The organism is Curtobacterium sp. AC273, assembly GCF_979253735.1.
On the sequence record NZ_CEEDDU010000009.1, the window covers coordinates 454230 to 470510 of the forward strand.

Annotated in this window: 15 protein-coding genes and 7 pseudogenes; 12 read left to right on the forward strand and 10 right to left on the reverse strand. The window is 72.0% G+C overall.

Going from position 1 to position 16281, the window contains the following annotated elements; translation table 11 throughout:
* Positions 1-53: 53 nt before the first annotated feature.
* The 5 genes and pseudogenes from ACZ8AI_RS17580 to ACZ8AI_RS17600 all read left to right on the forward strand — a co-directional run.
* Positions 54-1007 (forward strand): annotated as a pseudogene (locus ACZ8AI_RS17580) (efflux RND transporter permease subunit); the annotation flags it as partial.
* Between the two features lie 131 nt (positions 1008-1138).
* A pseudogene (locus ACZ8AI_RS17585) lies at positions 1139-1594 on the forward strand (MMPL family transporter); the annotation flags it as partial.
* A 76-nt stretch (positions 1595-1670) separates the two neighbouring features.
* Positions 1671-2123, forward strand: a complete 453-nt coding sequence (locus tag ACZ8AI_RS17590; protein WP_464859195.1) for an MMPL family transporter — start codon at positions 1671-1673, stop codon at positions 2121-2123.
* Positions 2124-2216: 93 nt separating this feature from the next.
* Positions 2217-2306: pseudogene (locus ACZ8AI_RS17595) on the forward strand (GntR family transcriptional regulator); the annotation flags it as partial.
* Between the two features lie 106 nt (positions 2307-2412).
* A complete protein-coding gene (locus ACZ8AI_RS17600) occupies positions 2413-2787 on the forward strand; it encodes a hypothetical protein (RefSeq protein WP_464859279.1) in 375 nt (124 codons plus the stop codon).
* A 171-nt stretch (positions 2788-2958) separates the two neighbouring features.
* Here ACZ8AI_RS17600 and ACZ8AI_RS17605 read toward each other — a convergent pair whose 3' ends face one another.
* From ACZ8AI_RS17605 to ACZ8AI_RS17620, 4 genes and pseudogenes are all read right to left on the reverse strand, one after another.
* On the reverse strand, positions 2959-3621 hold the full coding sequence (locus ACZ8AI_RS17605; RefSeq protein ID WP_464859196.1) for an IclR family transcriptional regulator domain-containing protein: 663 nt from the start codon (positions 3619-3621) through the stop codon (positions 2959-2961).
* A gap of 119 nt (positions 3622-3740) precedes the next feature.
* Complete coding sequence (locus ACZ8AI_RS17610; protein WP_464859197.1) at positions 3741-4034, reverse strand: hypothetical protein; 294 nt, start codon at positions 4032-4034, stop codon at positions 3741-3743.
* Positions 4035-4166: 132 nt separating this feature from the next.
* Positions 4167-5117, reverse strand: coding sequence for an FAD-dependent oxidoreductase (locus tag ACZ8AI_RS17615; protein WP_464859259.1), 951 nt, complete (start codon positions 5115-5117; stop codon positions 4167-4169).
* A gap of 33 nt (positions 5118-5150) precedes the next feature.
* Positions 5151-5778: pseudogene (locus tag ACZ8AI_RS17620) on the reverse strand (FAD-dependent oxidoreductase); the annotation flags it as partial.
* 225 nt (positions 5779-6003) lie between these two features.
* Here ACZ8AI_RS17620 and ACZ8AI_RS17625 point away from each other — a divergent pair.
* The 3 genes from ACZ8AI_RS17625 to ACZ8AI_RS17635 all read left to right on the forward strand — a co-directional run bounded on the left by ACZ8AI_RS17625 (position 6004) and on the right by ACZ8AI_RS17635 (position 9036).
* Positions 6004-7356: an MFS transporter gene (locus tag ACZ8AI_RS17625; RefSeq protein WP_464859198.1), complete on the forward strand. Its 1353-nt coding sequence runs from the start codon at positions 6004-6006 to the stop codon at positions 7354-7356.
* A gap of 247 nt (positions 7357-7603) precedes the next feature.
* Positions 7604-8347, forward strand: coding sequence for an LCP family protein (locus ACZ8AI_RS17630; protein ID WP_464859199.1), 744 nt, complete (start codon positions 7604-7606; stop codon positions 8345-8347).
* The gene (locus ACZ8AI_RS17635; RefSeq protein ID WP_464859200.1) at positions 8314-9036 is read left to right on the forward strand and encodes a LytR C-terminal domain-containing protein; all 723 of its coding nucleotides are present in this window, start codon (positions 8314-8316) and stop codon (positions 9034-9036) included. Before ACZ8AI_RS17630 ends, ACZ8AI_RS17635 begins: the two co-directional genes overlap by 34 nt.
* On the opposite strand, the gene ACZ8AI_RS17640 is transcribed toward ACZ8AI_RS17635, so the two are convergent.
* Complete coding sequence (locus tag ACZ8AI_RS17640; protein WP_464859260.1) at positions 9006-9326, reverse strand: LmrA/YxaF family transcription factor; 321 nt, start codon at positions 9324-9326, stop codon at positions 9006-9008. The two genes, ACZ8AI_RS17635 and ACZ8AI_RS17640, sit on opposite strands and share 31 nt — an antisense overlap.
* Between ACZ8AI_RS17640 and ACZ8AI_RS17645 the strand changes: the two genes are divergently transcribed.
* Entirely contained in the window at positions 9252-9422 is a 171-nt protein-coding gene (locus tag ACZ8AI_RS17645; RefSeq protein ID WP_464859201.1) for a hypothetical protein, read from the forward strand. The two genes, ACZ8AI_RS17640 and ACZ8AI_RS17645, sit on opposite strands and share 75 nt — an antisense overlap.
* 67 nt (positions 9423-9489) lie before the next feature.
* Here the strand turns inward: ACZ8AI_RS17645 and ACZ8AI_RS17650 are convergent.
* Together ACZ8AI_RS17650 and ACZ8AI_RS17655 are read right to left on the reverse strand one after the other, a co-directional pair.
* A pseudogene (locus ACZ8AI_RS17650) lies at positions 9490-9720 on the reverse strand (TetR/AcrR family transcriptional regulator); the annotation flags it as partial.
* Positions 9717-9956, reverse strand: a complete 240-nt coding sequence (locus ACZ8AI_RS17655; RefSeq protein WP_464859280.1) for a hypothetical protein — start codon at positions 9954-9956, stop codon at positions 9717-9719. The gene ACZ8AI_RS17655 and the pseudogene ACZ8AI_RS17650, both read right to left, overlap by 4 nt.
* On the opposite strand from ACZ8AI_RS17655, the gene ACZ8AI_RS17660 reads away from it, so the two are divergent.
* Entirely contained in the window at positions 9843-10160 is a 318-nt protein-coding gene (locus tag ACZ8AI_RS17660) for a sigma factor (protein WP_464859261.1), read from the forward strand. The genes ACZ8AI_RS17655 and ACZ8AI_RS17660 overlap by 114 nt on opposite strands.
* A 185-nt stretch (positions 10161-10345) precedes the next feature.
* Positions 10346-10816, forward strand: coding sequence for an endonuclease/exonuclease/phosphatase family protein (locus ACZ8AI_RS17665; protein WP_464859202.1), 471 nt, complete (start codon positions 10346-10348; stop codon positions 10814-10816).
* A gap of 120 nt (positions 10817-10936) precedes the next feature.
* On the opposite strand, the gene ACZ8AI_RS17670 is transcribed toward ACZ8AI_RS17665, so the two are convergent.
* A complete protein-coding gene (locus ACZ8AI_RS17670) occupies positions 10937-11914 on the reverse strand; it encodes a hypothetical protein (protein WP_464859203.1) in 978 nt (325 codons plus the stop codon).
* 357 nt (positions 11915-12271) lie between these two features.
* Between ACZ8AI_RS17670 and ACZ8AI_RS17675 the strand changes: the two are divergent.
* Positions 12272-13139: pseudogene (locus ACZ8AI_RS17675) on the forward strand (SDR family oxidoreductase).
* A 155-nt stretch (positions 13140-13294) separates the two neighbouring features.
* Here the strand turns inward: ACZ8AI_RS17675 and ACZ8AI_RS17680 are convergent.
* Both ACZ8AI_RS17680 and ACZ8AI_RS17685 read right to left on the reverse strand, forming a co-directional pair.
* The gene (locus ACZ8AI_RS17680) at positions 13295-15373 is read right to left on the reverse strand and encodes an iron ABC transporter permease (protein ID WP_464859262.1); all 2079 of its coding nucleotides are present in this window, start codon (positions 15371-15373) and stop codon (positions 13295-13297) included.
* A 154-nt stretch (positions 15374-15527) separates the two neighbouring features.
* Positions 15528-16247: pseudogene (locus tag ACZ8AI_RS17685) on the reverse strand (ABC transporter substrate-binding protein); the annotation flags it as partial.
* Positions 16248-16281: the final 34 nt, after the last annotated feature.

A 16281-nucleotide genomic window follows, 5' to 3' on the forward strand; every position in this document is an offset into this window, starting at 1 on the left:
ACGCTCGCCCTCGTGTCCCGCTTCCTCGCATCGTCCTCCCCGCGCTCGTCATCGTGGTCTGGCTCGCGATCGCCTCCGTCGGCGGTCCGTTCTTCGGCAAGATCTCCGAGGTCTCCACGAACGACCAGACCTCCTTCCTGCCGGCCTCGGCGGACGCCACCAAGGTGCAGGAGCGCTCGTCCGAGTTCCGGAAGGCCTCGGGAGCGCCGGCGATCGTCGTCCTCTCGCGGGCGGCGCGGCTCACCGACGCCGACCGTTCGGCAGCCAGCACCCTGGCCGCGCAGCTGGGGGACCGCGACGACGTGCAGGGTGTCAGCCCGGTGATCCCGAGCGAGGACGGCGACGCCCTCGAGATCGTCGCGACGCTCACCCAGGCGGCCGAGACCGGGGACACCGTCGAGGCGATCCGCGCCGACGTCGACGACGCCTTGCCCGCGGGACTCCAGGGCTACGTCACCGGACCGGCCGGGTTCACCGCCGACCTGACCGAGGCCTTCGCCGGCATCGACGGGCTGCTGCTCGGGGTGGCGCTCGCCGCGGTCTTCGTGATCCTCATCATCGTGTACCGATCACCGCTCCTGCCGATCCTCGTGCTCGGGACCGCGACCTTCGCCCTCTGTGCGTCGATCCTCGTCGTGTGGTGGCTGGCGAAGGCGGACGTCGTCACCGTCAACGGGCAGGTGCAGGGCATCCTCTCGATCCTCGTCATCGGTGCCGCGACGGACTACGCACTCCTCTACACGTCGCGCTTCCGCGAGGCCCTGCGTGACCACCGCACGGGCTGGGACGCCACGAAGGCCGCGCTCCGCGGCAGCCTCGAACCGATCCTCGCCTCGGGCGGCACCGTCATCGTCGGCGTGCTCTGCCTGCTGCTCTCCGACCTCAACTCGAACAAGGCGCTCGGGCCGGTCGCAGCGATCGGCATCGCCTTCAGCCTGCTCGCCGCCCTCACCCTGCTGCCGGCGCTGCTGCTGCGCCTTCCGTCGGGCCGCGTTCTGGCCGCTCCGCCCCGCGTACGGCAGCGCCCACCCGGTCGTCACGGGTCCGGACGCGCGAGGGATCTGGGCGAAGGTCGGACGGCTCGTCGCCCGGACGCTCGCGGACGGTCTGGATCGTCTGCACGGTGGGGCTCCTCGCGATGGGGGCCGGACTCGTCGGGCTCAAGGCCGACGGGGTGCCCCAGAGCGACCTCGTCATCGGGAGTTCGCAGGCGCGCGACGGTCAGGACGTGCTCGCCGACCACTTCCCGGGCGGCTCGGGCAGCCCGGCGCAGGTCATCGGCGCCGAGGCCGACCTCGACCGGCTCGTCGACGCGATCACCGCGGTCGACGGGGTCGACCAGGTGGTCGCCGCGGCGAAGGACTCCCCGTCCGGCACCGTGTCGGTCACCGGGGACGGCGCTCCCGGCTCGCCCACCGTGTCCCGCGGGGACGTGCTGCTCGAGGCGACCCTGTCCGACCCGGCCGACTCCGACGCCGCCGAGCAGACCGTGCGGGAGCTCCGGACCGCAGTCGAACGGGTCGACCCGGACGCCATCGTCGGTGGGGTGACCGCGACGGCCGTCGACACGAACGACACCGGCATCCGCGACCGCTCGGTCATCATCCCGGTCGTCCTCGTCGTGATCCTGCTCATCCTGATGCTGCTGCTCGGGCATCGTCGCGCCGCTCGTGCTCATCGGCAGCGTGATCGTCTCGTTCGCCGCGGCCCTCGGCGTCGGTGCGCTCGTGTTCGACCACGTGTTCCACTTCCCCGGCGCCGACCCGAGCGTCCCGCTGTACTCGTTCGTGTTCCTGGTGGCGCTCGGCGTGGACTACAACATCTTCCTCATGACACGGGTCCGCGAGGAGGCCCTCCGGCACGGGCCGCGCGAGGGCGTGCTCCGCGGTCTCGGCGTGACCGGCGGGGTGATCACCTCGGCGGGCATCGTCCTGGCGGCGACGTTCGCCGCCCTCGGCGTCATCCCGATCCTGTTCCTCGTGCAGATCGCGTTCGTCGTCGCGTTCGGCGTCCTGCTCGACACGATCGTCGTCCGGTCCCTGCTCGTGCCGGCCCTGGCGTACGACCTCGGACGGCGCGCGTGGTGGCCGTCGCGCCTCTCGCGCACGGACCCTGACATGTGACACGCTGGGCGTATGCCAGTTCCTTCGACGCAGCCCGCAGCCGAGCGGAAGCTCCTCCGTGACACCGTCCAGGACAAGATCCGCGACGCCATCATGGACGGCACCCTCGAGCCGGGCGAGCGTCTCAACGACGACGACCTGATCTCGTGGCTCGGTGTCTCCCGGACCCCCATCCGCGAGGCCCTGGCGGAACTGGCCCGTGCCGGCCTGATCGAGATGGCACCGAACCGCTACACGCGGGTCGCGGCGCCCACGAAGGACGAACTGCTCGACGCGTACCGGACGCTCGGTGTCATCTACGGCGGCGTCGCCCGGCTCGCGACCCCGCGGTTCACGGACGCGCAGCGCAAGAAGGTCGTCAAGATGCTCGACGACGTCACCGCGCAGATCGAACGGCAGCACCAGGGCGAGGTCGCGCAGAACGGCGCCGACATCTACGCGATGTGGGCAGAGCACTGCGGCAACCCCCTCACTCGAGCAGCTGTGCCGGTCGACGACCGACGGCCTCGCGTTCAAGCTCCGCGTGCCGGAGCTCGCCGAGATCGTCCCCGCCGACGTCGTCCTGCCCGAGGTCGCGAACCTGAAGGCGGCCGTCCAGGCGAAGGACCCGATCGCCGCGGAACTCGCCATGGAGGCGATCCACCTGCTCCCGTCGCGCGGCTAGCGCTCGGACGCGACCGGTCGACGGCCTGGAGGCGCGAGTGCCGGCTGGCACGCGCCTCCAGGCCGTCGGTGGGCGACGGCACCTCGGTCATGCCGAGGCCGACGCTGGTGCGGTCGGCGACCTCGATGAGGTCCTCGGCGAGCGAGTCCATGTCGCGGTCGCGCAGCTGGGTCACCCGTCCGAGATCGACAGCGCGGCCGCGATGCGTCCGGAGGCGTTCCGGATCGGCGCCGCGATGCAGAAGCGCCGGAGGGCCAGCTCCTGGTTCTCGACGCGCCAGCCGCGTTTTGCCGATGCCGCGAGTCCGCCGTCCAGGTCGTCGTGCGACGTGATCGTGTGGTCGGTGTAGCGGGGGAGCACCTCGCCGAGCAGGGCGATCCGCTCCGCCTGCGTCATGTCGAGCATCAGCGCCTTGCCGAGGGCGGGCCGTGCATCGGCTGCCGCATGCCGATCATGGTGTGCGACTTCGGCGCAGCGACCCCTCGAAGTGGCAGAGGTAGATGCACGAGGCGTCGTCTTGCACCCCGCGTTGGCGGTGAGGCCGATGCGGTGCGCCGGCTCTGCGCCGCAGCCCGGCTCTCGCGGTGCACCGGGTTGTGGTTGAGGCCCTGACTGGCGAGCTCGAGCACGGCCCGTCCACCAGGTAGCCCTGCGACTCGGGGTCCCGGTGGACGTACTCGAGCGACTCGAGCGTCGCGAGGGCCGACCGGTGGTGGAGGTGCCGAGCCCGATCGCCCGCGCGATGTCGGAGGCGCGCATCGCGCCGTCGGCGGCACCGAGCGCGCCGAGGACTGCTGCGGCGCGCTCGATGCTCTGGTTCGGAGGTGTGGTCACCATCCGATCATTCTGGACCGGTAGTGCTGATCAGGACACCTTCACGGCGCTCGCCGTGACGAACGGCGACCCGTTCGTCGCCGTCACCACCACCCGGGGCGAGGTGGTCCGCACGGGCGTCACCGCGTGGACGCCGGTGCCGGTGCCGGTTGCCGGTCACCTCGTCGAGCCGCCGCCAGGACCGTCGAGCGCGCCTCGACCCGGTAGTCGCGGGCGAGCGTGGGGACGTTGTCCCGGTGGGTGCGGTGGTGGTGCAGGTTGATGAGGTCGGCATCGACGTCGTCGTTCCAGGCGATCCGGACCTCGTGCACGTCGACCGGTTCCGCCCAGTCGAGCGTCAGGGCAGCGGTGCCGTCGCCGGCCTCGACGAGCCATGTGCAGGGCCGCCGAAGGGACGCTGGGTACCCGTCCACCACCCTGGAGGCCGCCACGCGTCCGACGTGCCGGCTGCGGCGAACGCGAAGGAGCGTCCGCGCAGGGCCGCGCTTCCCAGGTCGGTCACCGGCTGGTCGGACTCCTCGGGGATGTGGTCGTCGAACTGCTCGTCATCGGCCGTGCGGGCACGGAGGGCCAGCACCCCGTACGGGTGCCCGTCGGTCAGGACCAGGCGGACGCCGGGGGCGCGACGGACGGACCGACGACCGCGTTGCACGGCTCCTCGGGACGGAACGCGAGGTCCACCACCACCTCCCCGGCTCCCGGGGCGACCGCAGCGGTGTGGGTGGAGACGTGCTCGATCGGGGCGTAGTTCTGCGGCTTGCCGGTCGTCCAGAGCTCGATCGTGAGCTCGGCCGGGGCGCCGTCGTCGTGCGACGGTCCGGAGCGCGAAGGAGCCGAGCGCCGGGTCGGCGGGCAGGACGATCGTGACGTCGCGGTCGAGCGCGAACGTGTCCGCCGTCACCCACGGGGTGGTGTCGATCGTCGTGAGCTCGCTGCTCGCGCTGATCCGCGCGTGCCTGGCCAGGTCGGCGCCGTCGACGGCCCGGACCCCGTTGAGCGGGGGCGTCCTCTCGAGCAGCGTCTGCTGGAGCATCGCGACGTGGTCGGTGCCGAGCGTGCGGGGCGTCGTGCCGTGCCGGGCGACGAGTGCGCAGCGGTGCCGCGGCCTGCCCCTGGGTGGCGCACGTGGCCATCACCCGCGTCGACCTGGACGCCGCGTGCGAGGCGGAGATGTTCCGGCCGGCGAAGAGCAGGTTCGCGGCGTCCGCCGAGTAGAGGGGCGGAACGGGATGTCGTACGTGCCGTCGGTGTACCGCTGCTGGGCGCCCGGGGTCTCGGCGTAGACGCCCTCGACGGGGTGCAGGTCGATCGACCACCCGCCGAAGGCGGCCGTGTCGGGGAAGGTCCGCTGCGCCACGAGGATCCTGCTGCGTCAGGGTGGTCCCCGACGAAGCGGCGGTACTCGCGCTTGCCGGGGATCGCGCCGACCCAGTCGAGCGTGAGGGTGTCCGCGTCGAACGCCCGGAGTTCTTGATGTGGTCCCAGATGCCGTGCACGACACCCCACAGCTCGTCGCGGATGCGCTCGTTCTCGGCGACGGTGTCGAGTTCGCCGCCCTCGATCCACCAGTAGTTGCAGCCGTTGTCGCCGGTCGTGATCGCGCGGTTCGCCAGGATCGGCGTCGTCGCCAGGTCGACGGCGATCGACGGCGGCACGAACTTCTCCGGGCGACCGGTGTCGTGCGTCGAGAAGAAGATCGAGCTGCCGAGCAGTTCGTCGTCGGGCTGTTCCGGCGCCCACTCCTCGCCGTGTTCGTCGCGTCCCTCGCGACCGATCCGGTACGAGGCCCCCGCGAGGGCACCGACCAGGCCGTCGCCGGTGCAGTCGAGGAAGACCGGTGCGGTGAACGTCGTCTCGATCTCGGAGGCCGTCGTCCAGCCGGTGACCGAGGTGATCCGGGTCTCGCCGCCGTCGTCCGAGGTCGTCACCGTCCGCACGTCGGTGTTGAGGTGCAGGTGGACGTTCGGCTCGGCGCGCACGAGGTCGAGCACGACCTGGTCCCAGTAGACCGCGTTGCCCTGCGGGTTCCGAGTACTGGTTCTCGAGGAAGAGCTCGCCCATGATCCCGTTCTCGCGGGCGAACCGCTGCGTGCCGTGCGCGGTCGCACCGACGACCCACACCCGGATCTCGCTCGAGGAGTTGCCGCCGAGGACGGGGCGGTTGGTGACGAGGGCGACGCTGGAGCCGAGGCGGGCGGCGGCGACCGCGGCGCTACACCGGCCAGACCGCCTCCGACGACCACGACGTCGTGGTGTTGTTCACGGGACTGCATGGCGGTGACGGTATCACTCTCTGGTGTCTCTTTCCCACTGTGTGGCAAAGTGTGCCCGGCAAGTGCTATCGTCAACGAACTCTCGACAACGCAGTGTGAGGTCAACCCCATGAGCGACGGAACCCGAACGCGCACGAGCGCCGACGCCGCCAGCAGCCCAGACGTCCAGGCAGCACTGGGCGACGACGCGCGCCGCCAGAGCATGCGGAAGGTGATCGTCGCCGCGGGCGTCGGCCACTTCGTCGAGTGGTTCGACTTCGGCCTGTACGGCACCCTGGCCACCGTCATCTCGCTGTACTTCTTCAAGCAGGGCGACCCGCAGGTGGCGCTGCTCTCCGCGTTCGCCGTGTTCGGTGCCGGCTTCGTGATGCGTCCGCTCGGCGGCCTGTTCTGGGGCTCGCTCGGCGACCGGGTCGGCCGGAAGACCACGCTCGCGACGGTCATCCTCATCACGAGCGGCGCGACCGCGGTGATGGGGATCCTGCCGACCTACCAGAGCGTCGGACTCCTCGCGCCGATCCTGCTCGTCGTGGTCCGCCTCGTGCAGGGCTTCGCGGCGGGTGGCGAGGGGGGCGGGTGCGACGACGCTCCTCGCCGAGTTCGCCCCGTCGAACCGGCGCGGCTTCGTGACGAGCTTCATCGACGTCTTCGGCTTCGCGGCGTTCATCGTCGGTGGCGGTCTGGTGTTCCTCTTCACGGCGCTCGCCGGCGGCCGGAGGCCCTCGAGTCGTGGGGCTGGCGCGTCCTGTTCCTCATCGCGCTGCCGCTCGGCCTGGTCGGGCTGTACCTCCGCTCGAAGCTCGAGGACACCCCGGAGTTCCGGGCCCTGAAGGCGAAGGGCGAGGTCGCGGTCCAGCCCGCTCCGCCGCTCGATCCGTTCGGGGTGGAAGGCGCTGCTGTTCTGCGTCGGGCTTCGTCGTCCTCAAGGCGGTCGGGCACTGGATCCTGCAGACGTTCATGCCGTCGTACCTGCAGGCCGACCTCGGTACTCCCCGCTCGTGTCGTACGGCGTGGTCGTCATCGGGTTCATCGTGATCGCTGCCCTCGTGCCGTTCTTCGGACTGCTGTCGGACAAGATCGGCCGGAAGCCCGTGATGCTCGCAGGCTGCGCCGGCTTCCTGGTGCTGACCTACCCCACGCTCATGCTCATGAACGCGGGCAACTTCTTCGCGGCGGCGGGCGCGATGATGCTCCTCGGGCTCTTCATGGCGGCGTTCGACGAAGCCGTCAGCGCCTGATGGCGGAGCTGTTCGCGACCGCGATCCGCTACGGCTCGATGGGCATCGCGTACAACATCAGCGTCGCGCTGTTCGGTGGCATCACGCCGTACTTCGCCACCTGGCTCATCGCCACGACCGGCAACACGTTCGCGCCGGCGTTCTACGTGATGGCGGCGGCCGCGATCACCGGGATCACCGTGCTGCGGGCACGCGAGACGAACAAGGCGGAGCTGCCGTCCTGAGACGCGGGCGGACGACGGACGGGAGGCGCGGTGCCAGCTGGCACCGCGCCTCCCGTCCGTCCCGCACCCGCGTCGGAGCGCGAGTGGACTCGGCGGAATCGCGGCGACCTGCCAGGGCCGTGTGATGCCGCTGGACGCGCTGCGGTTATGGTTTCGGGGTGAGCAACGAACCCGAGGAGACGACGCGCCGCGCCACCCGCGGCTCGCCGTGCCGCCGCGCCACGGCCGCCAGAAGCGACGCGCCGGGGTGGTCTTCCCCGCTGTCGCCGGCGTGCTCACGATGGGCCTGCTGCTCAGTGGCGGGTACGCCGCGTACGCGTACGGCAGCCTGTCGAACGGCGTCACGAGGATCGATGCGATCACCGGCGGCGGCGCGACCAAGAAGGACGACGTCGACGGCAAGGCGCAGAACATCCTGCTCGTCGGCGACGACCACCGGCCGGACAACGCGACGCCCGAGCGGATGGCCGAGCTGAGCACCCAGTCCGACGGCGGTGCGACGAACACCGACACGATGATCGTCCTGCACATCAACGAGGACGGCTCGCAGGCCACGATGATCCTCGTTCCGCGCGACTCGTACGTCGACATCCCGGGCGTCGGCAAGGGCAAGCTGAACAGCGCCTTCTACTACGGCACGCTCAACGGCGGCGGCGACACCGGCGGGGCGAAGCTGCTCATCCAGACGATCCAGAACCTCAGCGGGCTCTCGATCGACCACTACGTGCGCGTCTCACTGCTCGGCTTCTACCAGGTGGTGAAGGAGCTCGGCCCGGTCGAGGTCTGCCTCAACCAGGCCAGCAAGGACCGCTACTCGGGGGTCGACCTCCCCGCCGGCAAGTCCACGCTCGACGCGAAGCAGGCGCTCTCGTTCGTCCGCCAGCGGCACGGCCTGCCGAACGGCGACCTCGACCGCAACGTCCGGCGCAGTACTTCCTGTCGCAGGAAGCGCGCAAGGTGCTCTCCGCGGGGACGCTGCTCAACCCCGTGAAGATGGGCAACATCCTGCGCGCGGTCGGCGGCTCGATCCAGACCGACACCGACCTGATCAACCTGGCTTCGCAGATGCGGAACCTCCGGCCGGGCAACATCCAGTCGGCGACGGTCCCGACCCTCGGCACGCCGACGGTGTACGTGAACGGCTCGGCGCTGTCCATCGTCGAGGTCGACACCGTGGGCCTCCCCGCGTTCGTGCAGGGGCTCGTCGGCGAGCCCGAGGTACACCAAGGCGACGGCCGCGCACGCCCGCCCCCACTCACGGTCACCGTGCTGAACGGCAGCGGCGTCACGGTGCTGCGGGTGCCGCCGGGCAGGTGCTCGGCCCGCGGGTTCCAGGTCGGCGCCCCCGGCTCCTCCGGCACCACCAAGGCCACCCAGGTGCAGTACCCCGCCGGGATGGAGGCGCAGGCCAAGGCCGTCGCCGCCGTCGTCCCGGGTGCCGTCGCCGTGCGGACCACCGCCGTCACCGGTGTCACGCTGGTGCTCGGCTCCGACGGCAAGACCGTCACACCGGTCCCCGCTGCCGGTGGCGCCGCATCGACCCCCGCCGACGGTTCCGCCGCCGGGTCGTCCGGACGCCGCGCTGCCGCACCGAAGCCGTCGAAGTCCGCCTCGTCCGAGCCGAAGCCGTCGTCGACCGACGTGAAGAGCTACGGCAAGGAAGGCGTCTGCATCAACTGACGCCTCGTCGTGGGCGTGTCCACCGCAGCCGGTGCGGTGGCGTGCTGCCGGATGACGGCGATCGCGGCGTCGAGTCCGATCGCCAGCGGTCGGACGTCCCGCTGGACCTGCGCGAGGAGCAGGCCGCCCTGCAACGCGACCATCACCACGGTCGCGAGCGTGCCCAGGTCGGCGTCGGCGTCGAGCAGCCCGCGGTCCCGCATCACGGTGAGACCGTGCCGGAAGCCCTGCTCCCACCGGGCGAACCCGGCGGCGACGAGGTCCCGCGCGTCGACGTCCCGCTCGGCCAGTTCGGTGCCGAGGACCAGCGGGCAGCCTCGACGCAGTCCCCGGCAGCGGCGTCGGCGACGGCCCGGTCGCGCCAGCGCTGGGCGTCCACGTCGTGAGGTCGCCGTAGTCCGGCCCCTGGTGCGCGATCACCGCGTCGGTCTGCTGCCGGACGACGGCGCGGACGAACTCGCCCTTGTCGGTGAAGTAGTGGTACATCTGCGACCGGCCGACGGTGGCAGCGGCCCCGATGTCGTCGAGCGTGGTGCAGGCGACGCCCCGGGTGAGCATCAGGTCGGCGGCCGTGACGACGATCCGGTTCGGGTCGCCAGTCCTTTCGGCGTCGTGCGTCGAAGGGTCTTCGGGGCGTGTTCGAGGCGCATGCTCAGAGTGTACTTGCGAGTACATTTTCCTCATGTGACATTCTCCGCATGGACGATGCACTCCTCGCTCGGCGCGACGAAGAACGCGCTCTCCTGCTCGCCGTCGCGCTGGGCGACCGACGTGCCTTCGAGCGCCTGTACGTGCGCTTCCGTCCCCTGGTCGAGCGGTACGTCCGGCACCAGCTCGTCGATCCCTGGCAGGCGGAGGAGGTCGTGCAGGACGTCTTCCTCGAGATCTGGCGGATCGCGGACCGGTTCGACCCGCAGCACGCCGCCTCGCCTGGATCCGGACGATCGCCCAGCGGCGCGCTATCGACCGGGTGCGGAAGAGCAGGGCCGACCGCGACCGCGACCTGCGCATCGGCGCGCGGGACCACGAGCCGGTCGACCACGCCGGCACCGAGCGGGCCGAGAGCGTCCTCGAGCGCGCCGAACTGCACCAGGCCGTCGCCGCGCTGCTGTGCGGCAGCGTGAGGCCGTGGCCCTGCGCTACCTCGTCGGCATGACCGGACCCGAGGTCGACGGCGTCGCTCGGCGTGCCGGTCGGAACCGCGAGACGCGCGCACGGACGGCGTCACCGCACTGCGGCGGGTCATGGCCCGTGACGCCGTCGGTCAGTACGGTCGAGGGGTGAGCAACGCAGCGCGGCCGTCACCCTGATGACCTACAACATCAAGAACCCGGACCCCGCGCACGACTGGCCGGCCCGGCTCCCGGTGCTGCTCGACGTCATCCGGCGGCACGACCCCGACCTGCTGTGCGTGCAGGAGGCCTTCGACCACCAGATGGACGACCTCCGCGCCGGGCTCCCGGACCACGCCGATGTCGGACAGGGACGCGAGGGCGGCACCGCCGGCGAGCACGCCGCCGTGTTCTTCCGCCGCAGCCGCTTCCGGCCGACGGACGACGGGACGTTCTGGCTGTCGGACACCCCGGCGGTCGGTCTGGAGACCTGGGGCGGCGTGTTCCGCGGGTCGCGAACCACGCCGGCTTCCTGGACGTCGACGGAGCCGCCTTCACGCTCCTCACCACGCACTTCGACCACGAGGTGGGTCCGCACGGCGACGAGGTCCGTGCGAAGAGCGCCGCGCTCATCGCCGAACGGTTGCACGGTACCGACGGCCCGGTGATCGTCGCGGGCGACTGCAACGAGCCGGCCGGGGCGGGTGCGGCGTCCCGGGTGCTCACGGACGCGGGCTTCGCGGACGCCTGGGTCGTCGCGGGTGATCCCGCGGACCGGACCGCGACGTTCAACGACTGGCAGCCGCCGGTGGACTCGGGGAGCGGATCGACTGGGTGTTCACGCGCGGGATCGCCGGCGTGGACCGCGTCGTGATCGACCACGACGGACCGGAGACCTGGTTCGCGAGCGACCACTTCCCGGTGGTGGCGACGATCCGGATCTGATCGGTCTCGACCGGGTGCGGCTGGCCGCCGGGATCAGCAGCTGCGCCGGGCGTGGACCGGCATCGGGAGCCGAGCACCGTGACCGTCGTGTCGTCGGTCAGGGCGGAGACCCCGTTCGTGCCGCGCGCGACCGCGTCGTCGTCGTGCGTCGCGTCGCTCGCGTCGTTCGTTGCGTCGGCCCCGTCGTCGGTCCGGGGCTCGTCGGTCGGGCTCCAGCCCGGTTCGAGCAGGAGCTGCCACGCCTTGGTGTCGTCGGACCCGTACGAGACGCGTTCCGACTTCGGGGTATCGGCGATCGCATCGTGGATGTCGTCACCGACCTGCACACCGTCCGGGCCGGTCAGGTCGACGTCGTCGCCGGCCCGCGTGCGCACGGCGTCGCGGAGGATGCGGATCTCGACCGCGTTGCCGGCCTTGGCGGGCGTCGACAGCGCGGCGACGCGGACCGCGCCGCCCCAGGTGTACGTGGTGCCGGACGGGAAGCACGCGCCGTCGCCCTCGGCCGTCTGGGTCCGCGAGGCCGTGCCGAGCAGACGGTTGAGCAGCGACACCGTGGTGACGGAGTCACGCATCGAGGCCTCGGTCACGGTCTTCGAGCCGTTCCGGAACACCAGCGACTCGGCGTCCAGCTCGATGGCGTCGACGCGCTTGAAGCTGGCGGTGCTGACCCGGGCGGGCTGCTCGTGCAGCGAGGCGTCCGTCGAGGCTCGGCCGCCGCAGCGGTCGCCGTGCCGGATCTCGGGGAGTGCCACCGATGCCGAACGCGCTGGCCGCGAAGGCCAGCACGGCGGCGCTCGACGCCAGGACGGTCGGAAGGTCACCAGTCGACGGTACGACGTCGCGGCTGGTTGGACGACGGGTGTTACCGAATCGGAGCCTGGTCGTCACCGGACCGTGACATTCCTCGGTGACGTCGTCCCGTCCGCCGAGCCGGACCGCGTCGCCGCCGCACCCGTGTGCGGTCCTGACCGGCGGTGCCGCGATGCACGCGCGCACCCACCGCGCGGTCCGTGGGCCGGTGCCGCGCCTCCAGGCCCGCACCTGACCGGCGGACGACGCAGGCCGGTCCACGCGCCGGGGGACAGTCTGCTGGACGGTCCGGGGTGACCACGTGCGTACCGTCACGGGCGCGGCGGACCAGCAGATCGACCAGTACGCAATGCAGGACCCCGACGAAGATGTACGCCGACAAGAAGCCGGACGAGCAGTACCTCCCGGGTGCCGGCACCGACGCCGAGATGGCGGAGAACGTCCCCGCCGACCACGGCGGGAGGACACCTACGCGGCTCCGGACGGCTCGCGGGCCGCAAGGCGCTCGTCACCGGCGGCGACTCGGGCATCGGCGCCGCCGTCGCCATCGCCTACGCCCGCGAGGGCGCCTACGTCGCCATCTCGTACCTGCCCGAGGAGGCAGGAAGACGCCGACCGCATCGTCGGGCTCATCGAGGCAGCCGGCCGCAAGGCCGTGACCCTGCCCGGGGACATCACCTCGCTCGCCGTGTGCGAGCAGATCGTGGCGGACGCCGTGGAGCAGCTCGGTGGGCTGGACATCCTCGTGAACAACGCCGGCAAGCAGCAGAACGTCGCCTCGATCGAGGACATCTCCGACGAGGAGTTCGACGAGACCTTCAAGACGAACGCCTACGGGACGTTCCGGATCATGAAGGCCGCCGTGCCGCACCTGCAGCCGGGCTCCACGATCATCAACACCACGTCGATCCAGGCGTACGCGCCGTCGCCGCACCTGGTGCACTACGCGGCCACGAAGGCGACCGTGAACAACCTGGCGAAGGGGTCCTCGCCGCGCAGCTCGCGCCGAAGGGCATCCGGGTCAACGCCGTCGCGCCGGGTCCGATCTGGACCCCGCTGCAGCCGGCCGGTGGGCAGCCGCCGGAGGCGCTGCCGTCCGCCGGCGAGCAGACCTACCTCGGCCGCTGGGGACAGCCGGCCGAGCTCGCGCCGGCCTACGTGTTCCTGGCGAGCGGGGAGTCGTCGTACGTCGTCGGCGAGACGCTGCACGTCGACGGCGGGATGCCGACGCCGTAGGGCTGCAGGACGGTGCCGGACAGGAGGCGCGGTGCCGGTGGGCGCCGCGCCTCCTGTCGTGCGTGTGGCCGGTTCCGGCCGTGGTCGCGTCGGCGTGACCGGCTCGCGCCCTCGTCGGGTCGTGCGGGGTTGTGGCCGCGGCCGCGCCGGTCGCGTCAGCGTGCGGCCCGTGGCGTGCGCAGCAGCAGCCAGATGAAGTACGGCGTCCCCACCACGGCGGTGAGGATGCCCGCGCCGAGCTGGGCCGGGGCGATCACCGTTCGGCCGAGCAGGTCACCGAGGCAGACGAGGAGCGCGCCCAGCACCACCGCGACCGGGACGACCCGGGCGTGGGCGCGGCCGACCAGCGAGCGTGCGAGGTGCGGCGCGACCAGGCCGACGAACCCGATCGTGCCGACCGCGGCGATCGCGGTCGCGGTCAGCAGCACCGACAGCGCCAGGAACCCGAGCCGGGTGCGGCCGAGCGGGACGCCGAGCAGACGGGGCGTGTCCTCGTCGAGGGAGACCAGGTCGAGCTCGCGCGTCCGGGTGGTGACGAGCACGAGTGACACCGCCAGGACGACCACCACCGGGAGCGAGTCCTGCCACGTGCGGCCGTAGGTCGACCCGGACAGCCAGGTCAGGGCCTTGTTCGCGTTGAACGGGTCCGTCACGACGATGAGCAGGCTGATCAGGGCGGTCAGGCCCGCCGAGACGCCGACGCCGACCAGCACGAGCCGGTTCTGCCGGAAGCCGCCGCGGGCGGCGAAGCCGAACACGACCAGCGCGGCGACGGCCGCACCGACGAACGCGGCCCCGGCGACGGACCAGCTGGTCGCCGCGGGGACGAGCGTCACGACGAGCACGGCGCCGAGCCCGGCGCCGCTCGAGACGCCGAGGACCCCGGGGTCGGCGAGCGGGTTGCGTGTCACGCCCTGCACGAGGGTGCCTGCGAGTGCCAGCGCCGCCCCGGCCAGGAGCGCCGCCGAGACCCGGGGGACGCGGGTGTCGAGGATGAACGAGATCGCCTGGTTCGCCCGGCCGGTCAGCCAGTTCGTGACGTCGCCGAGCAGGAGCTTCGCGTCGCCGAGCAGGACGGAGGCGATCACGACGCCCACCAGGACCGCCACGAGCACCACGACCGTGACGGCCACGGTGGTGCGGCCCGGGATCCGGTGCACCTCGAGCGGCGTCGTCTGCCCGGCGTCGCGGGCGCGGACCGCCAGCACGACCAGGAAGACCGCGCCGAGGACGCTCGTCACGACCCCGGTCGGCACCGAGACCGCACGGTCGCCACTGACCACGGCGCGGAGCAGCACGTCCGCCGCGAGCACGATCCCCGCGCCGACGAGCCCGGCCACGAGGAACAGTGCCCACGAGCGGTGCAGCGTCGGGAAGCGCCGGGCGAGGGGGCGGACCAGGGCGGGAGCGCAGAGCCCGACGAAGCCGATCGGTCCCGCGATGGTGACGGCCGCCGCCGAGAGCAGCACGGCGAGGACCACGGCGACGACGCTGGTGCCCCGCACGGGGACGCCGAGACCGCGCGCGGCGTCGTCCCCGAGCGCGAGGACGTCGACGCGGTGCGAGAGCAGGACGAACCCCACGACGCCGACGGCCAGCACCGGCAGCATCGGCAGGACCGTGGCGAACCCGTTCTGCGCGATGCCGCCCTGGTTCCACGCGTAGAGCCCCTGGGTCTGCTGCGGGAACAGCAGGATGAGTGCCTGGGTGACCGACCCGAGGCCGAGCGCCAGCGCGGTGCCGGCCAGGACGAGCCGGACCGTCCCGCTGCCGAGTCCGGACAGCGCGAGCACGAGGGCCGCGGCGCCGAGGCCGCCGAGGAACGCGACCGCACCCTGCGCGACGACCGGCAGGCCGACGCCGGCGACCGACACGACGCCGAGCGCCAGGTACGCCCCGGCGTTCACCGCGAGGGTGTCGGGGGAGGCGAGGACGTTCCGGCTGACCGCCTGCATCGCGGCGCCGGCGACGCCGAGGGCGAAGCCGACGAGCAGCCCCGCGGCCGCGCGGGGGAACCGCGATGCGGCGACGACCGACGCGTCGGTGCGGTCCGCCCGCCCGAGGACGGCGTTCCAGACGTCGATCGCCCCGACGTGCGCGGTGCCCTGCGTCACGTCGACCGCGGCGAGCACCGCGACGAGCGCGATCCCGCCGACCAGCAGCGCGACGCCGAGCGCGGGCCGGACGACGATGCTGCGTCGCCCGGCCCGCGCCGGTGCCGTCGTGGTGTCGATGACCGCTACTTCGTGAGCGCGGCGACGGTGGCGTCGATGTACGCCTCCATCGAACCCGGACCGCCGAACATCCAGATGCCGTCGGCGGACGGTGCACGTCGCCGTCCTGCACGAAGGGCAGGCCCTTCCAGACGGCGTTCGAGGCGAGGGTCTTCGCGAACACGTCGTCGCCGTCCACGTCGTTGCCGATGTAGAGGAACTCGGTGTCGTCGGGCAGGCCGGTCAGGCCCTCGACGTCGGTCGAGCCGAGGCCGTAGGCGGCGTCGCCCTTCACGTCCGTCGACGCCCACGCGTCCTTCAGGCCGAGTTCGCCGTTGATCGTCCCGATGAGCGACGAGCCCGTGTACGGACGGATCGTGACCTGGTTCGACAGCACGTAGGCGTCGGCGAACGCCACCTCGGTGCCGTCCTTGCCGGCCTTCGCGAGCTGCTCCTTGCCGTCGGCGATCGCGTCCTCCAGGCCGTTCCAGACCGACTTCGCCTTCGCGGTGGTGCCGGTGGCCTCGGCGATGAGGTCGAGCGTCGCCTTGGTCGTGCCGAGCTGGTCGCTGCCCTTCGCCGAGGAGACCACGATCGTCGGCGCGATCTTCCGGAGCTGCGCGACGACGGAGTCCTTCAGGTCGTCGGTGGCGACGATCAGGTCCGGGGCGATCGACGCGATGGTGTCCGTGCTCGGCTCACCGCGGGTCCCGATGTCCTCCGGCTTGCCCGTCAGCGGCACGGCCGAGTCCCAGGCCGAGTAGCCCTTCACGTCGGCGACACCGGCGGGCGAGACGCCGAGGGTCTCGAGGTCCTCGACGACGTTCCACTCCGTGCCGACGACCTTCTTCGCCGGGCCGTCGAGCGTGACCTTCGTACCGGTCGCGTCGGTCACGGTGATGCTCGACGCCGAGGACGTCCTCGTCGGA